Origin of the sequence: Amycolatopsis sp. NPDC057786 (assembly GCF_042797905.1) — a bacterium.
Classification (GTDB): domain Bacteria; phylum Actinomycetota; class Actinomycetes; order Mycobacteriales; family Pseudonocardiaceae; genus Amycolatopsis.
Genome location: NZ_JBHVKW010000049.1, coordinates 18,903 through 36,790 on the forward strand (window position 1 = coordinate 18,903; position 17,888 = coordinate 36,790).

Genomic DNA, 17,888 nt, shown 5'->3' on the forward strand with positions numbered 1-17,888 from the left:
GTGGGTACCCGCTCCGGGGGGGTCGATCGGGGCGGGTGGGCCGGCTGTGTCGCGAAAGCCACTTGCGCGCCGTCGGGGGTCCCGAACGGGGCTTTCGCGACGTCGGCAGGGGGCGCCGGCTTCGGGAGAACGCTCGCCGCAGAGGTGTCGGACACGCCACGCTTGCCTTACCCCTCTGGCAAAGCGCCCGAATCGGGCGCGCGAGATGGTCCTGGTTTCCCTTGTGGACAGTCCGGCGCCCGATCGGACCGGCAGGCCGGTCTCCGGCACGCAACACGCCACCTTGGCCTCTAACCTCGTCAGAACCCGGAACGCCCACTCGCGACCTCGCCCATCGGGCCAGGTGAGCGGGGTCGGGGTAGGGGCGGGTAGGGGTTGTCCGCACTCCGGCCGCTCGATAATTTTCTTCGCATAGAGAGAATTTCCGCGAATCCCCGGTGAAATGACCCCGGGTGCCGGTATCCGCCCTAATAGGTAAGGAATCATCGATGGCTCAAGCCTTGTATGAGATCGGGGATGTCCCGCCGTTGGGCGAGGTACCCGAGAAGATGTACGCCTCCGTGATCCGCCAGGACAGGTTCGGCCAGCCCAAGGACGCCTTCCGTACCGAGGTCGTCGACGTGCCGAAGCCCGGCCGCGGCCAGGTGCTGGTGTACGTCATGGCGGCGGGGATCAACTACAACAACGTCTGGGCGGCCAGCGGCGGACCGATCGACGTGATCGCCATGCGCCAGAAGATGTTCGGGGCCACCGAAGACTTCCATATCGGCGGTTCGGACGGTTCCGGCGTGGTGTGGGCCGTTGGTGACGGCGTCGAGCACGTCAAGGTCGGCGACCCGGTGGTCATGTCCGGCGGTCAGTACAAGGAGAACGACCCCGATCTGCGGCTCGGCGCGGACCCCTTGTACCTCAAGAGTATCCAGGCCTGGGGTTACGAGACCAATTACGGTTCGTTCGCGCAATTCGCGCTCGTCGACGAATACCAATGCCTGCCGAAGCCGTCGAATCTCTCCTGGGAGGATTCCGGCAGTCTGCTCGTCACCGCCGCCACCGCCTACCGCATGCTGACCCACTGGGATCCGCATACGGTCCGTCCCGGCGACCCCGTCCTGATCTGGGGCGGCGCCGGCGGACTCGGTTCGGCGGCCATCCAGCTCGTCAAATACCGCGGCGGTATCCCGATCGCGGTCGTCTCCGACGACGTGCGCGGCGAATACTGCCTGAAGCTCGGCGCGAAGGGTGTCATCAACCGCAAGGAGTTCTCCCACTGGGGGCGGCTGCCCGACACCGGTGACGAAGAGGCTTCCCGCGCCTGGCTCGCCGAGGCCCGGCGGTTCGGCAAGAAGATCTGGGAGATCCTCGGCGAACGCAAGGCCCCCAAGATCGTGCTCGAGCACTCCGGTCAGGACACGCTGCCGACTTCGCTGTTCGTCTGCGACACCGGCGGGATGGTCGTGCTCTGCGGCGGGACCAGCGGCTACAACGGCGACATCGACCTGCGTTACCTGTGGATGCGGTCCAAGCGCGTCCAGGGCTCGCACGGGTCGACGAACAAGCAGAACCGGGAGCTCCTCCAGCTCGTCTCGGACGGCCGGATCGATTCGTGCGTCGAGTTCTGCGGCTCGTTCTCCGAAATCGGCGACGCACATCAGATGCTCCACGACAACAACCACCCGATGGGGAACATGGCGGTCCTCGTCAACGCCGCTCGGCGCGGCGAGACCACGTTCACCGCCGGATCAGGAAGCTGAGGGGTCAGTTCATGCGCGTTCTTTCCACGATCACGGGATCGCAGGGCCACGCCCGCGCGGTGCTTCCGGTGGTCCGCGGCCTGGTCGACGCCGGGCACGAGGTGCTGGTGGTGCTGCCATCGCATCTGGCGGTGGTCTTCGAGGGGTCGGGCGCACGGGTGGAACCCGCGATGCCGAACCTGGTCGACGCCATCGTGGCGGAGGTGCGGAAGGTCCTCGCCAACACGAGCGAGACCCAGTACGGCCCCGAGGTCTTCGACGACCCGCGGGTCAAGATGATGCTGTTCGCCGCGGGCCCGCATGTCACCGGCGCCTACCGTGCCGTGCTCCCGCTCGCCGAGGAGTTCAAGCCGGACCTCGTCTTCCGTGACGGCGGTGAACTCTCCGGCGTGCTGATCGCCGAGAAGTTCGGTATCCCGCATGTCTCCGCACCTTCGGGCACCGGCAACGTCGTCGACCCCGACGGCGCCGGCTGGCTGCTCAACGAGCGGCGCAAGGAAGTCGGCCTCCCCGAACGCACCGGCAAATGGTCGATCTACGCGCACGGCAAGATCGACTGCGTTCCGCACGAGTACTCCTTCGCCGCGTTCGACGTCCCGCCGGCGATCACCTACCGGCAGCCGATGCTGGGCGCGATGAAGCACTCGCTTCCCCCGGAGTTGGCCGGCCTTTCCGGTGACAAGCCGATCGTCCTGGCCTCGGTCGGCACCTCGCTGCCCGTGCTGCTCGAAATGCAGGAGCGGGGGATCGGCCTGCCCGACGGCATGATCGACCCGGTCGAGACGCTGTACCGCATCGTCCAGGCCTTGTCCACGATCGACTGCCACGCCGTGGTGTCCACCGGCGGGGTCAAGGTCGAAGGGATCGAGATCGGCCCGAACGTGCACATCATGGACTTCGTCCCGCAGCCGCTGCTGCTCGAGGTGACGCAGCTCTTCCTCACCCACGGCGGCTACAACGGCATTCGCGAGGGTATCCGCGCCGGCGTCCCGATGGCCGCGCTGCCGCAGTTCGGCGACGAGCACCACAACGCCGAACGGCTGGCGAAACTCGGTCTGGGCGCATGGATCACCGATGTCAGCCCGGAAGGTATCGCGAAGGTGTGCGACAGCGTGCTGAACGACGAGACCATCCACCAGAACATCCGCACGGCACAACGGAAGATGCTCGGCCTGCCCGGCGTCGAGTCGGTGGTCGGGTATCTGGAGTCCCTTGTGGACAAGGCCGCCAAGGCCCGGTCGTGACCGGACGCCCGGACGCGGTCGCCGCGCTCGGTCTGCGGCCGGGCGACCGCGCGCTCGTGGTGGCCCCGCATCCGGACGACGAGACCATCGGCCCCGGCGGCACCGTCGCCCGGCTCGCCGCCGAAGGGGTCGAGGTGCACGTCCTGTGCGTGACCGTGCGCGCCGCCAAGATGTGGGGCAGTTCCAGCGATCCCTCGGTGCGGAACCAGGAATTCGACAAGGCCTGCGCCGCGCTCGGGGTCACCGGCGCGACGATCGCCTGGATCGACGAGACCGGCACGATGGACATCTGCAACCGGCGTCGGGAACTCGTGGACCTCATCGAGAAGCACGAGGTCGCCTCGTTGGCCGCGGTCCGGCCGCACGCGCTGTTCATCCCGTCCGAGGGCGGCTATCACCAAGACCACCAGGCCGTGCACCGCGCCGCGTTCGCCGCGGCGCGGGTGCAGCCCGCCGGTCTCAAGCCGACCCCGCGGATCGTCCTGGGCTACCGGGGCGTCGAGGACCGCTGGTCCGCGGTGAACGAGTCCTGGTGGCTGCACGTCGACACTTCCCGCCACTGGGAAGCCAAAGAAGAGGCGTTGCGCGCCTACGGCACGCAGATGCGCTCCAGCGGACCGCGGTCCGTCGAGCAGATCCGCGGCATCGACGCCGCCACCGGCTCCTCGATGAACTGCGCGTACGCCGAATCCTTCGTTCCCTACCGCCTCGCCTACTGACGAGCGCGCGTCCCTTTCGCTTCACCCGTGGAATTCAGGAGGTCCGCCATGGGGAGCCATCAGGTCGGCATGGTCGGCATCGGTTACGCCGGACTGCCCTTGGCCGTGGAACTGGCCAAGGCGGGAAACGACGTCGTCGGTTTCGACATCGACCCGTCCCGCGTCGAGACGGTGAACGGCGGCCGCTCGCCGGTCGACACCGTGACCGACGCCGAGATCCGATCCCTGCGAGACACACTGCGCGCGTCCACCGATCCGGACGTGCTCGCCGGATGCTCGATCATCGTGATCTGCGCGCCCACCCCGGTCGACGGCGACAAACCCGATCTGGCGCCGCTCACCAGCGCCGTCGAGACGGTGGCCGGACGGCTTCACGCCGGACAGCTCGTGATCGTCGAATCGACCACGCACCCCGGTACCACCGACGGGCTGCTTCAGCCCATTCTCGAACGGTCCGGTCTGCTGGCCGGCGTCGACTTCAACCTCGCCTACTCACCCGAGCGGATCGACCCCGGCAACACCCGGTACCGGATCGGCAACACCCCGCGTGTCGTCGGCGGTCTCACCCCGGCGTGCGCCGAGCGGGCTGCCGCGTTCTACCGGCAGGTGACCTCGGTCCACGTCACCAGGGGGATGCGCGAGGCCGAGGCCGCGAAGATCCTGGAGAACACCTACCGCCAGGTGAACATCGCGCTGGTCAACGAGTTCTCCCAGCTGTGCCACGGGATGGGGATCGACGTCTGGGACACCGTGGCCGCCGCCGCGACGAAACCCTACGGATTCCAGCCGTTCTGGCCGGGGGCGGGGGTCGGCGGGCACTGCATCCCCGCGGATCCGCTCTACCTGATCCACCACGCCGGGACACTCGGCATGGCCTTCCAGGTCGCCGAGACCGCGCACCGGATCAACGAGAGTATGCCGGGCTGGGTGGCCGACCGCATCACCAAGGACATCGAAGAGCAGGGCGGCCCGATCGGCGGCGCCACGGTGCTGCTGCTCGGCATCACCTACAAGCCGAACACCGACGACGTCCGGCACACCCCGGCGGTACCGATCGCCGAGGCACTGCTCGAACGCGGCGCGAAGGTGATCTGCCACGATCCGTACGTCGACGGGCTGAGCTGGCCCGGCGGCCGGATCGAAAGCGTGCCGGATCTCGCCGATGCGGTGCGTGAGGCGGATCTTTCCGTGCTGCTGCAACGGCACGATCTGTTCGACCTCGACCTCATCGCGCGGGCCCGGCGGTTGTTCGACGCCACCGGTTCCATCCGTGCGGACCACAGCGTCCTGCTCTGAGCGAGCCCACCGACGAAACCCTCTTGGGAGCGACACACCGATGCGCGTTCTGGTCAGTGTCACCGGCTCGGCCGGGCACGCCAACTCCATGCTGCCGATCGCCAGGGCGCTCACCTCGGCGGGCCACGAGATCCTCGTGGTCACCACCGAGCGGCTCGCCGACCGGTTCGCCGAATTCCCCGAGGTACGCCCGATTCTGCCCGGGCTACTGGAGAAATTCGCGCCGATCCTGCGGATTCTGCGGTCCGGCGAGGAACCGCCACCCGGGCTCCTGGAGCAGTTCTCCGACATCGCCGGGCAGATGGCCTGGGTCGACACGGCGCCGCACGTGACCACCGCGGTACAGGCGATCCTGCCGGTGGCCAAGGAGTTCCAGCCGGATCTGATCCTGCGCGACGGCGCCGAACTGGCGGCCGTCCTGGTCGCCGAAACGCTCGATGTACCGTTCATCTCGGCACCGTCGGGTGACGGCAACGTCCTCGACCCGGTGCGGGTGCTGCCCCCGCTCAACGAGCGCCGCGCCGAGAACGGGCTGCCGCCTTCGGAGGATCCGTGGTCGATCTACACCTTCGGGCGGATCGATTGCGTGCCATCGGAATTCTCGTTCGCCGCCTTCGACGTGCCGCCCGCGGTCCACTACCGGCAACCGTCCGCGGAAGGCCGTGACGGCGGCCTGCCCGCCGAACTCGCCGCCAGGATCGGGGACCGTCCACTGGTGCTGGCCACCGTCGGCAGCGAGTTCGGTGCCACGCAGGAGGCGATCGACGCCGGGCTCGGCGTGACGGGTGGCGGACCGGATCCGGCCGTCGCCGTGCGCACCCTCGTCACGGCGCTCTCGACGCTGCCCTGCTTCGCCGTCGTGTCCACCGGCGGAATGACGGTCGAAGATCTGCCCGAGGCGGACAACGTTCTCGTCTCCTCCTGGGTGGACCAGCCTCTGCTGCTCCGGCACGCCGGCCTCTTCGTCACCCACGGCGGGTACAACGGGATCCGCGAGGCGATGGCGGCCGGAACCCCGATGGTGGTCGTCCCGCAGGACGGGGAGAACGAGCACAACGGCCGCCGCCTGCACGAATTCGGCATCGGCGAGCTGGCCACCGCCGATTCGCCGGAAGCGGTTTCGGCGGTGTGCCGGGGAATCCTGGACGACGAAGGCTACGCGACGCGGGCGGCGGCCGTCCGCGACGCCATGCGGTCCCTGCCCGGTATCGCGGATCTGGTGGCACATCTGGAATCTCTGGCCGGGGTGGGTTGAGACGAACCTCCACCCGAATGACAACCGTGGAAGGGCGCGGGTACAACCGCCTCGCCGGTAGCGTCGGTGGTGACCGACACGAGAGGACTGAGAACAATGAACTTCCTTACCACGGCTGAAAATTCGGTGAATCTGGCGGTCGACAGCGAAAGCCTGATGAATTTCGCCCTGCTCCGCTTCGGGCTGATCATCGGTGGCGTGCTGGTGGTGGCGATCGTCCTGTTCGGACTGCTGATGATCTTCAAACGCAGGCGCTGACCGGCGCCCGCCCGTCGTGATGAGGTGAAGCGTGGAATCGTCCACTTCGGAGGAACAGACGGCGAGAAGGGCGCGGCAGCATCGGCTCGTGATGGCGGTGCTGCCGGGGCTGATGGCCGGGATGTTCCTTTCCGCGCTGGAACAGACGATCATGAGCACCTCGATCCGGACGATCGCCGACGGGCTTGGCGGGCTGAGTCTGCAGGCGTGGGCGACCACCGCGTATCTGGTCACCTCCACGGTCGCCGCGCCGATCTACGGCAAGCTCTCCGATATCTTCGGACGCAAGCGGATCTATCTCATCGCGATCGGGATCTTCCTGCTGGGCTCGCTGGCCTGCACGTTCTCGCAGTCGATGTACCAGCTCGCGGTGTTCCGCGGGATCCAGGGTCTCGGCGGTGGTGGGCTGATGGCACTGGCCTTCGCGATCACGGCGGACCTCGTCCCGCCGCGTGACCGTTCGCGGTACCAGGGCTACTTCATGGCGGTGTGGATCGGCGCGAGCATCCTCGGCCCGACCGTCGGCGGCCTGCTCGCCGACGCCGAGAGCATCCTCTGGATCGACGGCTGGCGCTGGGTCTTCCTGGTCAACCTGCCCATCGGCCTGCTCGCGATGATCGTGATCGCCAAGGTCCTCGACCTGGAGCACCGACGTCAGGACCCGAAGATCGACGTCCTCGGGGGAGCCACCATCACCCTCGGCGTGGTGCCCCTGCTGCTGTTGGCCGATCACGGTCGCGACTGGGGCTGGGGGTCGCCGGCGGCACTGATCTGCCTGGTGGCCGGGCTGGCCGGGATCGCGGCGTTCGTCGTGGTCGAGCGCAGGGCGGGCGACTCGGCGCTGATCCCGCTGCGGCTGTTCCGGATCTCCACCTACCGCACCGCGATACTGACCGCCGTCACCGTCGGCGTCGGTATGTTCGGCGCCATCTCGCTGGTGCCGCTCTACCTCCAGCTCGTGCGTGACGCGTCGCCGATGGAATCCGGGCTGGTGATGCTGCCGATGATGGCGGGCATCATGATCGCCACCGCCGTCTCCGGGGCGCTGATCTCGCGGAAGGGGCGGTACAAGATCCTCCCGGTGGCGGGCGCCGCGGTCACCGCCGCGGGGATGCTCGCCTTCTCCTTCGTGGGCACCGGATCCCCGGTCTGGCTGCCGCTGCTGCTGGTACTGCTGTTCGGGATCGGGATCGGATGCTGCACGCAGGCCGTCACGGTCGCCGCGCAGAACGCGGTCCCCGCGCGGGACACCGGGGTGGCGACGGCCTCGCTGATGTTCCTGCGGCAGATGGCGGGCGCGCTCGGTGTCGCGCTCTTCCTCTCCGTCGTCTTCGGGACGCTCGGCGGCAAGATCTCGTCCGCCTTCGAACGGGCCAAGACCGATCCCGCGGTCGCGGCGCTCACCGCGGACCATTCGGTCGTCACCGCGCCGCACAACAGCGCGTTCTTCGAGTTCCTGCGGGGTGGCCAGGAAGTGCCCGCGGACTCGTCCTTCCTGAAGACCATGGATCCGGTGCTGGTCCGCCCGTTCCGTGAAGGGTTCGCCGACGCGCTCCAGCTCGGGTTCCTGATCGGCGCCGCGGTGATGGTGGTGACGCTGATCCTCGCCCTGTGCCTGAAGGAGGTGCCGCTGCGCGAGATGAGCGTGTCCGAACTGCTGAAGCAGGAGGCCGAGGCCGAGCGCGCGGCGGCCGAGGACGCCGAGCAAGCCGTGGGTGGAGAAACCTCCACCCACGTACACCCGAAGTCCACCCGTGACCGGGCACGGGAAGTGAGTCCGCCGCGCTAGCGTCGGTCGTCAGGTCGTTCGGAAGGAAAGCGTGATGTCCCTAGCGGTGGACAGTGGGAATTTCATGAACTTCGTGCTGTTGCGCTTCGCACTGATCGCCGGTGGTGTGCTGGTGCTGGCGATCATCGCCTTCGCCGTGCTGATGATGCTCAAGCGCCGGGGCTCGGTGGACCAGGCGACCATCGACAAGGCCCGCGAGCGGGTCGGGCCGATCGCGCGCGGCTTGTACGAGAACCGCCGGGAACTGCGGCGCGGCCGCTCGGGTCTGCTGGGCGTCCTGTTCTCCCTGCTGAGTGATCGCGACCGGCGAAGGTGAGCGACCCCGTGCTGATGCTCCTGCTCGCCGAGGAGAAGGACGACACCGAACTGCTCGAGCACCTGCTGCTCGACAAGCTGTGGAAGATGGGCATCGTCGTCGTGGCGGTGATCATCGCGATCGTGGCGATGGTTATCATCTACCGGAAGGCAGGCCGTCGCTGACAACCGCTGCCGGGGTCGGCGGCCGCGGTGATGTCCGGCCGGGGGTGATCGTGTTCGGCGTGTCCGAATCCAGGGGCGAGCGCAGGGACGCGGCCTCGTTCGTGCCCGCGAGCCTCGTGATGCAGATCGTCGGCCTTGGGTTGCTGGTCGGCACCCTGGCCACCGCCCGCGAGGACTCGATCGCCATGTGGGTGGTCTACCTCAGCAGTCTCGCCTGCTGGTTCGTCTTCCATTTCCTGGTCGAGCACCGGCCCCGGATCGCCGGTGCCGCGCTGGTGCTCGCCGCCGCGATGCCCGCCGTTGCCGCGGCCTGGGCGGACGACTCGACCGCGGTGATCATGGTGAGCGTCGTGCTCGGCCGGTACACCGCGTGGCGCCTTCCCCGCACATCGGCGATCTGGCTGGTCTTCGGCGGTTGTCTCGTGCTCACACTGGCCAGTTCGGCCGTCGGCGGCTCCGGCCTCGGCGATCTCGCGGGCTACACCCTGGTGATCCTTCTGCTCACCCTGCTCGGGCTGAACCAGCGGCAGTACCAGTTGCGCGCCGAGCAGGCCGAGCAGCTGCTGCATCAGAACACCCTGATGCAGCAGGAACAGGCGCAGGTGGCGGTGCTCGGCGAACGGGCGAGGATCGCCAGGGAGATCCACGACGTACTGGCGCATTCGCTCGGCGCGCTGAGCGTCCAGCTGAAGGCGGCCGACTCCTTGCTGGAAGCGGGCGACGTCTCCGCCGCACGCGACCGGGTCCAGCGATCCAACCGGCTCGCCGACGAGGGGCTGGCCGAAGCGAGCGCGGCGGTCGCCGCCCTCCGCGACGATGTCGCCTCCTTGCCGGAGATGCTCACCGACCTGGTCGATCAGTTCGGGCGTGACCACCACACCGTGGTCCGGCTGACCACCACCGGTACCCCGCGGCCGCTGCCGTCCGGCCCGACGGTAGCCGTGGTCCGGGCCACCCGTGAAGCCCTCACCAACGCCGCGAAACACGCTCCGGGCAGCGAAGTCACCGCTCTGCTCGACTACGGCCCCGGCTCCATCCGGCTCGAAGTGCGCAACGACATCCCCCGTGCGTCCTTCGGCAACGACCGGCCGGTGTCCGGCTACGGGCTGATAGGGATGCGGGAACGGCTGGCACTGGTGGGCGGCACCCTTGAAGCCGGCCCGGGCGACGGTGACCGGACCTGGCGTCTCGTCGTCGAGATCCCCGCCTGACCGGCCGGGATGTCCGCTCAGCCGAACCGGCCGGGCCAGCCGCGGAGCAGGTACACGACGAGCAAGGTCAGCACGGCGAGTGAACTGAGCAGGATCGTGATGTGCCGCCTGGTCCTGGCCATCCCGTCTTCGTGGCGGATCGAGTTGTCGAGGAACTCCTGGGCCGCTCCGCTGACCGTGATGCCCCGTCCGGTGAGCGAACGATTCACCTCCAGCCGGTAACCGCGGTAGAGCAGGACGGGATCGCGGTCGTTCGCCAGCCAGTCCGCGGCGTCGTCCTCCAGTCGCTGGCGGACGAGCAGTTCGGCCCGGTCGTTGTCGATCCAGGCCTTCAGCCGGGGCCAGGCGTGCAGCAGCGCCTCATGGGCGATTCGCGCCGAACCGGCGTCGAGGGTGATCAGCCTGGCCGCCGCCAGTACGCCGAGTACCCGGTCGACCGCCTCGCCGTCACCCGTACTCGCGCGCAGGTCGGCCGGGTCGGCCACCGAACGCCGGATCTGGCCGGTCGTGAGGTCGACGCGGATCAGCCGGAGCAGTAAGGACCGGGCGGTCGCCCGGTCCGCGTCACTCAGCAGCGGCCAGGCGGCCCCGTCGGCGGAGACGACCGCCGCGTTGATCCCGCCCGCGGCCCGGTAACCGGCAGCGGTGAGCACGCCGTCGTGCCGGAATCGCCACATCCCCGGCAGAACCCGTGCGAGCAGGGCGAGCGTGCCGCTGTCGGGGGACACGCTGCCCGTCACCCCGAGATCGCCGAGGATCATCTCGGGTAACCCGGTCTCCAGCACGAGCCCGGCCGCCTTCGCGGGTTCGGTGATCACGTCCCGGAGTTCGTGCGGGTTCATGGCGTCGAGGACGATGTGCCGCGTGCTCGCCGCTCCCGCCGTCTCCAGTGCTTCCCGGCACGCCTCGCTGCTCTCGGTGCGCGTGCATACCAGAACCAGTAGCGATCGGACAGATGCGCAGCCGGAAATTATCCGGAAGATCTGATTGCTGTTCCGTTCATCGACATTTCGGCTGAACAGAAGCTCCGCTTGGTCGACAACCAGAACAAGGCCACCTTCCGCCCCGGAAATGCGCGCGGCGGCCGATTCGGCCGACTGGCGCAGCACCTTACGAAATTCTGACGATTCGGGCTGAAATGTCAACGCGTCCGCGAGTTCGGGTATGATCTCGGTCAGTTCCCCGACCGGATCGGAAACCGGACAAAAGCGAGCAATCGACCAGTTTCGCCTCCCTGTGCCTGCCAACGCGCCGTTCGCGACGGCCGATTCGAGCCCGGCGCCGAGTAAAGAGGTCTTTCCGACCCCGGAGGCTCCGGAGAGCATCACCGGACTACCCCTTTCGCCGCTCTGGCGCAGCGCGTTCATCAGTACCCGGACGGCGTGCTCCCGCCCGTGAAACCACGTCGCGCCCGCCGCCGTGAAGGCCTCGGCTCCGAGGTACGGGCACGGCGAAGCGATTCCTTCGGCGACCGGCGGCTTCTCCGGCTCGGCCGTCGCCGGCGCGGCGGGTGTGCTGTTGAGCGCGGCGTCCCAGACCTCACGCCACCTGCTCAAATCGTACAGACCCGCCAATCCCGGCGTGGGCTCGCTCGCTTGGGCGAGCCTGATCAACACCTCCAGGACGACCGCCAGCGCGGAGAACTTCGCGGGCACGTTCGTCCCGCGCCGCCAGTCGCTGATCCGCTGATTGGAAACCCGGACCGGCATCCCGCGCTCGTCATGACGGCGGAGACGGCTGGCCGCCTGCGCGACCCGCGTCAGCGAAGGGCTGCCCGCGCTCGCGTGCAAGCGCCGAAACCTCCTCATGAACTCCGAACGCGCTTCGAACTGATCCATCCACTACCCCCAGGTCTCCCGGTCGGTCCCGGACCGGGAGCTTGCCAAGCTATCGTGACCTGGGATTATTTCTACCATCTGGGTGCTCTCCTTCCGGGAGGGTTTCGCAAAATGGAAGAGTCTGCTTGTGGAACCCGCCCACGGGCGGAGTTCAATTTCTGCTGAATTTCCGGGAATTGACTATCTGGGGATGACCGGTTGTTCGCGGGTTTTGCGGTGTGCCGCGCTGGGGAGGGCGGGCACGGCCGATGTGACGGCGCGCAGGCGCCGCCGTCAGTGTGGTGCGAGTCCGGATTTGCTTGGGGGCAAAATTGAGCGGGCACGATATTTTCGAGGAGAACGTGAGACGGCGAGGCGAGCCGTCCGGTACGGAGGGTGACGAGCGGGCCTGGGGGCCTGCCGCACCCGGCCTTCCGGAACGCGGCCCCGCGCTCGACGTGTTGCACCGGGCGTTCGCCGGTTGCCGGGACGGGGCCGGTTCGGTCGTCGTGGTCCGCGGCGCGCCGGGGTGCGGGCGCACGGCGCTCGTCCAGCACTTCGTCGAGCGGCTGGCCGACACGGAGGCGCTCGTCCTGACGGCGACGGGCACCCCGGTCGAACGGGAACTGCCGATGGGGGTGGCCGGTCAGCTCGTCCACCAGGCCGCCCTGTCTTCGGAGGCGGTCAGGGCCACCTTGGGTGGCGGGTCGTCCGTGGCGACGGGTGTCGACCCGCTCGCCGTGCACGGCGTCTGCGCGGCGCTGCTGGAGCTGACGGCGCACCGGCCGGTGGTGATCGTCGTCGACGACCACCAGTTCGTCGACGACGCCTCCCGGCAGGTGCTCCAGTCGCTGAGCCGTCGCGTCCGCGGCGCCAGGCTGCTGGTGGTGCTGACCGAGTGGATGCCGACCGCCACCTCGGTGCCGGTGCGGGGCGCGGAGCTGGCCGGCAGGCCGCGGCCCCTGATCGAGCTGCCACCGCTGTCGCAGGCCGGCGTGACCGAAGTGCTGGCCGCCGAACTCGGCCGGGAAGCGGCGCTGAGGTCGGGGCTCGCCTGTTACGGCAACACCGGCGGCCATCCGCTGCTGGTCCGCGCCCTCGTCGAGGATCTGCGGGTCTATCCGGACGAGACGGAGGGTGGGCCCGCCTTCCGTCAGGCGGTGCTGTACTGCCTCGACCGGTGGGACGACGAGATCTCCGCCGTCGCCAGGGGGATCGCGGTCCTCGGCGCGCACACCACGCCGGAACTGCTCGTCGAGCTGCTCCAGCTGCCGGTGTACGCGGTCCGGACGGCGATCGGCGTGCTGACCGCGGCCGGTTTGTCCACGGAGGACGGAGTGCTGCGGCCGGGGATCGCCGCGGTCCTGGCCGACCAGTTCCCCGCCGGTGACATGGCGGTGCTCAACGCCGTGGCGGCGCAACTGCTCTACGACCACGGCGCCGACGCGATCGAACTCGTCCGCTGGGTGGTCGCCGCCGGGGCCGGGCCTGGGCCGTGGTTCCGGCACGTCCTCCGGCAGGCGTCGGAGCAGGCACTGGTCACCGGGGAGACGGAACCGGTGATCGGCGGTCTCGAGCTGGCGATCCGGGAATGCGGCGACGAGGACGAACGGCTCGCCTGCCGCGTCCAGCTGATGCGGCTGGCGTGGTGGTCGAATCCGGCGAAGCTCGCACCGCATATCGAACCGCTGGTGGCCGCGGTTCCCGAAGGCCGCCTGGTCGCCAGGGACGCGGTCGCGGTCATCCGGTACCTGTTCTGGCAGGGCGATCTGGCAAGGGCCGTCCGGCTGATGCCGGTGCTCGAGGATCTGGCCGGCGACGACAGCGGTACGACGCTGGCCGAACTCCGGCTCGCCTGCGAGTGGCTGTTCGGGATGATGCGGGGCAATCCGCCCGAAGCGGTCCGCTCGTTCCTGCCGCCGTCCGGGCGGGGCACGGACGGCAGCAGCCTCGACCGGGCCGAGCACATCCTTCAGGGCAGGCTCGACGGGCTGGTACCGGAAGCCGCGGTGATGGCGCTGCTCGTCCTCGACCACGGTGGCAAGGTCCAGCGCGCCAGGCACTGGTGCGGAGTGCTCGGAGAAGCCGCCCGGCAGCGCGGCGCGGTGACCTGGCAGGCGCTCCTCAGCAGTATCAGCGCCGAGATGGCGTTGAGCCGGGGTGACCTGGTGACCGCGCAGACCCAGGCCGCCGCCGCGCTCCGCCTGCTGAACCGGCAGAGCTGGGGCGTGCTGATCGGGCTCCCGCTGTCCACCCTCCTTTCGGTGCATGTCGCCAAGAACGACCTCGCCGCCGCGGGCGAGGTACTGAACCACGTGGTTCCCGTCGAGCTCTTCGGAACCACCTTCGGCCTTCGGTACCTGAACGCACGGGCGCGCTACCACCTCGCGAGCGACCGGCCGCTGGCCGCGATCCGCGATCTCGAGCGCTGCGGCCATCTGATGCGCGAGTGGGACTTCGACCTGCCGGCGGTCGTGCCGTGGCGGGCCGGTCTCGCCGAGGCGTATCTCAGGCTCGGCCGTGAGGAGCACAGCCGGGCGATGCTGGCCGAGCAGCTGGACCGGCTCGGTGCCGACAACCTTCCCAGGGTCAAGGCGATGTCGTTGCGGCTGCTCGCGGCGAGCGGCGCGATGAAGGACCGAGTGCCGCGGCTGCGGAAAGCGGTGCAGTTGCTCGAAACCTGCGGGGACCGGGTGGAGCTGACCTACGCGCTGGCCGCGCTGAGCATCGCGCATCGGGAACTGGGCGACGAGGGCAGGGCACGGCTGGTCGCGCGTCGTACGGATCTGGAGGCCAAGGCGTGCGGGATGCCGAATCCGCTCACTCGGCGCCTTCCGGAGCAGGCGGCACCGGAAACACCGCGGCAGTCGCAGGAATTCACGCTCGACGAGCTGAGTGACGCCGAGCGGAAGGTCGCGACGCTGGCCGCGCTCGGCCAGACCAACCGGGAGATCGGCCGCAAGCTCTACATCACGGTGAGCACCGTCGAACAACATCTGACCCGCGTCTACCGGAAACTCAACGTGCGCAAGCGTTCCGACCTGCCCGCCGAACTCACCCGGCGCGCGCCGGGTGACCGGCTGCCGGAACTGGCGCTCTCGGGCCGCGGCACGTCCTGACTCCCCCCAGGGTGTGCCGTTCTCCGCGACGAAGGTGACTTTCCCGTGCCCCCAGGGGAAAGTCACCTTCGTCGTGTCCATGGCGCGGTCCGGGTGGCCCGGCCCCTTACCGGTTCGACAGGGGCGACTAGGGGTTGGCCGTGCCGGGGGCGCCGCTTAGCTTTGGCATCGGGAATGCAGGCCGGTCGGGTGTCCGGAAATCGTTCCTGAAACCCCGATCGTCAACGCAGCCAAAAGGAGTCTGTGACCGTGACTGCCAGTCCTATCGACAAAAAAGCCTTTGACGTGATTGTTGTCGGCAATGGCGTGCTGGGTCTTTCGCTCGGGCTGACGCTGGCCCGCCGAGGGCTCGGCGTCGCGCTCATCGGTGAAGCGCACCGGCCGACGGCGGCGTCGACCGCGGCCGGCGCGATGCTCGGCTGCTTCGGTGAAGTCACCACCACCCTGCTGAAGTCGGAGCACGGGAAGACCAAAATGGACTTCGGTGTCCGTGCGTCGAAGATGTGGGACTCGTGGTTGACCGAGCTCTCCGAAGACGCCCCCGGTGAGGAGATCCGCACCGCCGACGGAACCGTCGTCATGCTGAACACGGTCGGCGTCTCCGGAATCGACGACGACAATTTCGCGGCCATCCGTAAAACCGTCCAGGAATACGACGAGCCGTTCGAGGACGTCGACCCGGCCGACATCGAATGGCTGGACCCGGACCCCAACGCGCGTCCGCTGCGTGCGATGTACCTGCCGAACGAGCACGCCGTCAACACCCCCGAGCTGCTCAACCGGCTTCAGACGGCCTTCGTCGAGCGCGGCGGCACGATCGTCGCCGACACGGCGATCCAGTTGCACCACGAGCAGAACACCATCAACGGCGTCACATTGACTTCGGGGGACCGGCTCTCCAGCGGCAGGGTCGTGCTCGCCGGCGGCGCGCGGACCCAGGAACTGCTCGACACCATCCCCGAGCTGTCGGTGCGCATTCCGCGGCTGGTCAGTGGATACGGTGTCTCGGCGCTGATGCGCACCGAGGGCGGCAGCGGTCCCCGCAGCGTCCTGCGCACGCCGAACCGTGCCTTCGCCTGCGGCCTCCACGTCCTGCCGCGCGGCGAGGGCGAGGTCTACGTCGGCGCCACCAACGTCATCTCGCCGGAGCCGGTCACCACGCCCGCCATGGGCGACGTGCTCTTCCTGCTCGAATGCTCCGCCCGCCAGGTGCGGCGCGACCTGTGGAGCAGCGGCGTGCACAAGCTGCAGGTGGGCAACCGGCCGGTGTCGCTCGACGGGTTCCCGCTGCTCGGTGAGGCCGGTATCGACGGACTGTGGATGCTCACCGGCACCTACCGCGACGGTCTGCACCTTTCGCCGCTGCTGGCGGAGGAGATGACGCACCGGCTGCTGGGGGAGGAGCACCAGCTGGATTGGGACGCCTTCCGTCCGGTGCGTTCGCCGATCGCCCCCGCGAGCCGCGAGGAGATCGTCCAGACCGCCGCCACGCATCTGCTCGCCACCGGGTACGAATACCCGTGGCGGATGCCGGTGATGTACCCGATGATCATCGAGGCCGGATTCCAGGGCGCCTTCGCGGACTGGGCCGACGAACTCGACCCCGAATTCACCCCGCCCGCCGAACTGCTCGCCGTGTCGCGCCGCCTCTACCCGGTCATCGGGAAGTGGCTGCGGGAGTACTACGCGGCCAGCCGGTCCGCGAGGGACGAATGATCCCCGTTCTAGGCTCCGACCGGTCCGCGATCCCGTTCGCGGACCGGTCCGAGCGGCTCGTGGATCTTCTGGACCTGTTGCGGAACCGGCGATCCGAGGTACTGGCGCTGCTCACCGAGATCAGCAACCACCGGACCGCGGACGGCGAGATCGACGCCGCGATCGCCACCCTCGAAGGCGCCGTCGACGAGGTCGAGCGGTACCGGCCGCCCGAGGTGGGGCAGCTGGCGGTGCTGATGTCGTCGAACGTCCCGCTCTACAGCTACATCCTGTATCTGGTGGTGCCGTCGCTGTTCACCCGGCAGCTGGTGTTCCGGCCCTCGCGCAAGATCGAGAGCCAGACCCGCAAACTGCACGAACTGCTCAGCGGTGTACACGGACTGCCGATCGTGCTGGACGACAGCGAACAACGGGAGTTCCTCGAAGGCTCCGGCGCGGCGTCGGACGTTCTCGTGTTCACCGGTGCCTACGCCAACGCCGAGAAGATCCGGATGAGCCTGCGGCCCGACCAGCTGTTCGTCTTCTTCGGCCAGGGAGTCAACCCGTTCGTCATCGGCGCCGACGCGGATCTCGAATCGGCGGTGGACGGGCTGATCGAAGCCCGGATGCTGAACTCCGGTCAAGACTGCTTCGGGCCGGACGTGGTCTTCGTGCACACCTCGATCAGCGCGCGGTTCTGCAACCTGCTCTGCCGCCGGGTCGACGGCCTCCGTTACGGCCGGTACGACGACCCGACGGCGGACTACGGGGCGATGTTCTACCACGACGCCTTCGACGCGTCGCTGGAACTGCTTCGCAAGAACCGGCGCCACATCGCCACGGGCGGTGAGGTGGACTTCGCCGAGGATCACCTGCGCCCGACCGTGCTGATCAGGCCGGCGGACACCAAGGTGACCCCGCCGGAGCTGTTCGCGCCGGTGTTCAACGTCGTCCCGTTCAGTTCGCTGGAGTGGTTGCACACCATGGTGGACCACCCCTACTTCGAGGAACGGGCGATGGCGGCGACGGTGTACGGGAACCTGCCCGACACCGTGGAACTGTTGCGGCGCAGGCATATGGTCAGCGTCAACGAAACGATCATGGACATCGAGAGCGGTAACGAGCCGTTCGGTGGCACGGGGATACGGGCGAACTACGCGGCTATCGCGAAGAAGCGGCACGCGCGGCCCCTGCTGCTGAGCAAGACCATCGCCGAGTTCCTGCCCGGCGGCGGCGTCGATCGAGAGGGCTGAA

Annotated in this window: 14 protein-coding genes; 13 read left to right on the forward strand and 1 reads right to left on the reverse strand. The window is 68.6% G+C overall.

All coding sequences use genetic code 11. The features are described 5' to 3' along the window. Positions 1-488 precede the first annotated feature (488 nt). From ccrA to ACFVM3_RS23690, 10 genes are all read left to right on the forward strand, one after another. Positions 489-1,751 (forward strand): crotonyl-CoA carboxylase/reductase, encoded by a 1,263-nt coding sequence (gene ccrA / locus ACFVM3_RS23645; RefSeq protein ID WP_378441775.1) that lies wholly within the window; start codon positions 489-491, stop codon positions 1,749-1,751. An 11-nt stretch (positions 1,752-1,762) separates the two neighbouring features. After that, positions 1,763-2,995, forward strand: a complete 1,233-nt coding sequence (locus ACFVM3_RS23650; protein ID WP_378441777.1) for a glycosyltransferase — start codon at positions 1,763-1,765, stop codon at positions 2,993-2,995. Further along, positions 2,992-3,714, forward strand: a complete 723-nt coding sequence (locus tag ACFVM3_RS23655; protein ID WP_378441779.1) for a PIG-L deacetylase family protein — start codon at positions 2,992-2,994, stop codon at positions 3,712-3,714. The genes ACFVM3_RS23650 and ACFVM3_RS23655 overlap by 4 nt, the downstream gene beginning before the upstream one ends. 48 nt (positions 3,715-3,762) lie before the next feature. Beyond that, the gene (locus tag ACFVM3_RS23660) at positions 3,763-5,010 is read left to right on the forward strand and encodes a nucleotide sugar dehydrogenase (protein WP_378441781.1); all 1,248 of its coding nucleotides are present in this window, start codon (positions 3,763-3,765) and stop codon (positions 5,008-5,010) included. A 40-nt stretch (positions 5,011-5,050) separates the two neighbouring features. Beyond that, on the forward strand, positions 5,051-6,265 hold the full coding sequence (locus ACFVM3_RS23665) for a glycosyltransferase (protein WP_378441783.1): 1,215 nt from the start codon (positions 5,051-5,053) through the stop codon (positions 6,263-6,265). 69 nt (positions 6,266-6,334) lie between these two features. Next, positions 6,335-6,523 (forward strand): hypothetical protein, encoded by a 189-nt coding sequence (locus ACFVM3_RS23670; protein ID WP_378441784.1) that lies wholly within the window; start codon positions 6,335-6,337, stop codon positions 6,521-6,523. 31 nt (positions 6,524-6,554) lie between these two features. Then, the gene (locus ACFVM3_RS23675) at positions 6,555-8,312 is read left to right on the forward strand and encodes an MDR family MFS transporter (RefSeq protein WP_378441786.1); all 1,758 of its coding nucleotides are present in this window, start codon (positions 6,555-6,557) and stop codon (positions 8,310-8,312) included. A 34-nt stretch (positions 8,313-8,346) separates the two neighbouring features. After that, the gene (locus tag ACFVM3_RS23680; RefSeq protein WP_378441788.1) at positions 8,347-8,628 is read left to right on the forward strand and encodes a hypothetical protein; all 282 of its coding nucleotides are present in this window, start codon (positions 8,347-8,349) and stop codon (positions 8,626-8,628) included. Between the two features lie 8 nt (positions 8,629-8,636). After that, the gene (locus ACFVM3_RS23685) at positions 8,637-8,792 is read left to right on the forward strand and encodes a hypothetical protein (protein ID WP_378441790.1); all 156 of its coding nucleotides are present in this window, start codon (positions 8,637-8,639) and stop codon (positions 8,790-8,792) included. Between the two features lie 59 nt (positions 8,793-8,851). Next, positions 8,852-10,003 (forward strand): sensor histidine kinase, encoded by a 1,152-nt coding sequence (locus tag ACFVM3_RS23690; RefSeq protein ID WP_378441792.1) that lies wholly within the window; start codon positions 8,852-8,854, stop codon positions 10,001-10,003. Between the two features lie 17 nt (positions 10,004-10,020). On the opposite strand, the gene ACFVM3_RS23695 is transcribed toward ACFVM3_RS23690, so the two are convergent. Beyond that, positions 10,021-11,793, reverse strand: coding sequence for an ATP-binding protein (locus ACFVM3_RS23695; RefSeq protein ID WP_378441793.1), 1,773 nt, complete (start codon positions 11,791-11,793; stop codon positions 10,021-10,023). 389 nt (positions 11,794-12,182) lie between these two features. Between ACFVM3_RS23695 and ACFVM3_RS23700 the strand changes: the two genes are divergently transcribed. The 3 genes from ACFVM3_RS23700 (at position 12,183) to ACFVM3_RS23710 (ending at position 17,887) form a co-directional block, all read left to right on the forward strand. Then, positions 12,183-14,939 carry an AAA family ATPase gene (locus ACFVM3_RS23700; RefSeq protein ID WP_378441795.1) on the forward strand — a complete coding sequence of 919 codons (2,757 nt, stop codon included), beginning with the start codon at positions 12,183-12,185 and terminating at the stop codon, positions 14,937-14,939. 285 nt (positions 14,940-15,224) lie between these two features. Then, positions 15,225-16,655: an NAD(P)/FAD-dependent oxidoreductase gene (locus ACFVM3_RS23705; protein WP_378441797.1), complete on the forward strand. Its 1,431-nt coding sequence runs from the start codon at positions 15,225-15,227 to the stop codon at positions 16,653-16,655. Continuing rightward, positions 16,652-17,887: an aldehyde dehydrogenase family protein gene (locus tag ACFVM3_RS23710; protein ID WP_378441799.1), complete on the forward strand. Its 1,236-nt coding sequence runs from the start codon at positions 16,652-16,654 to the stop codon at positions 17,885-17,887. The genes ACFVM3_RS23705 and ACFVM3_RS23710 overlap by 4 nt, the downstream gene beginning before the upstream one ends. Position 17,888 lies beyond the last annotated feature (1 nt).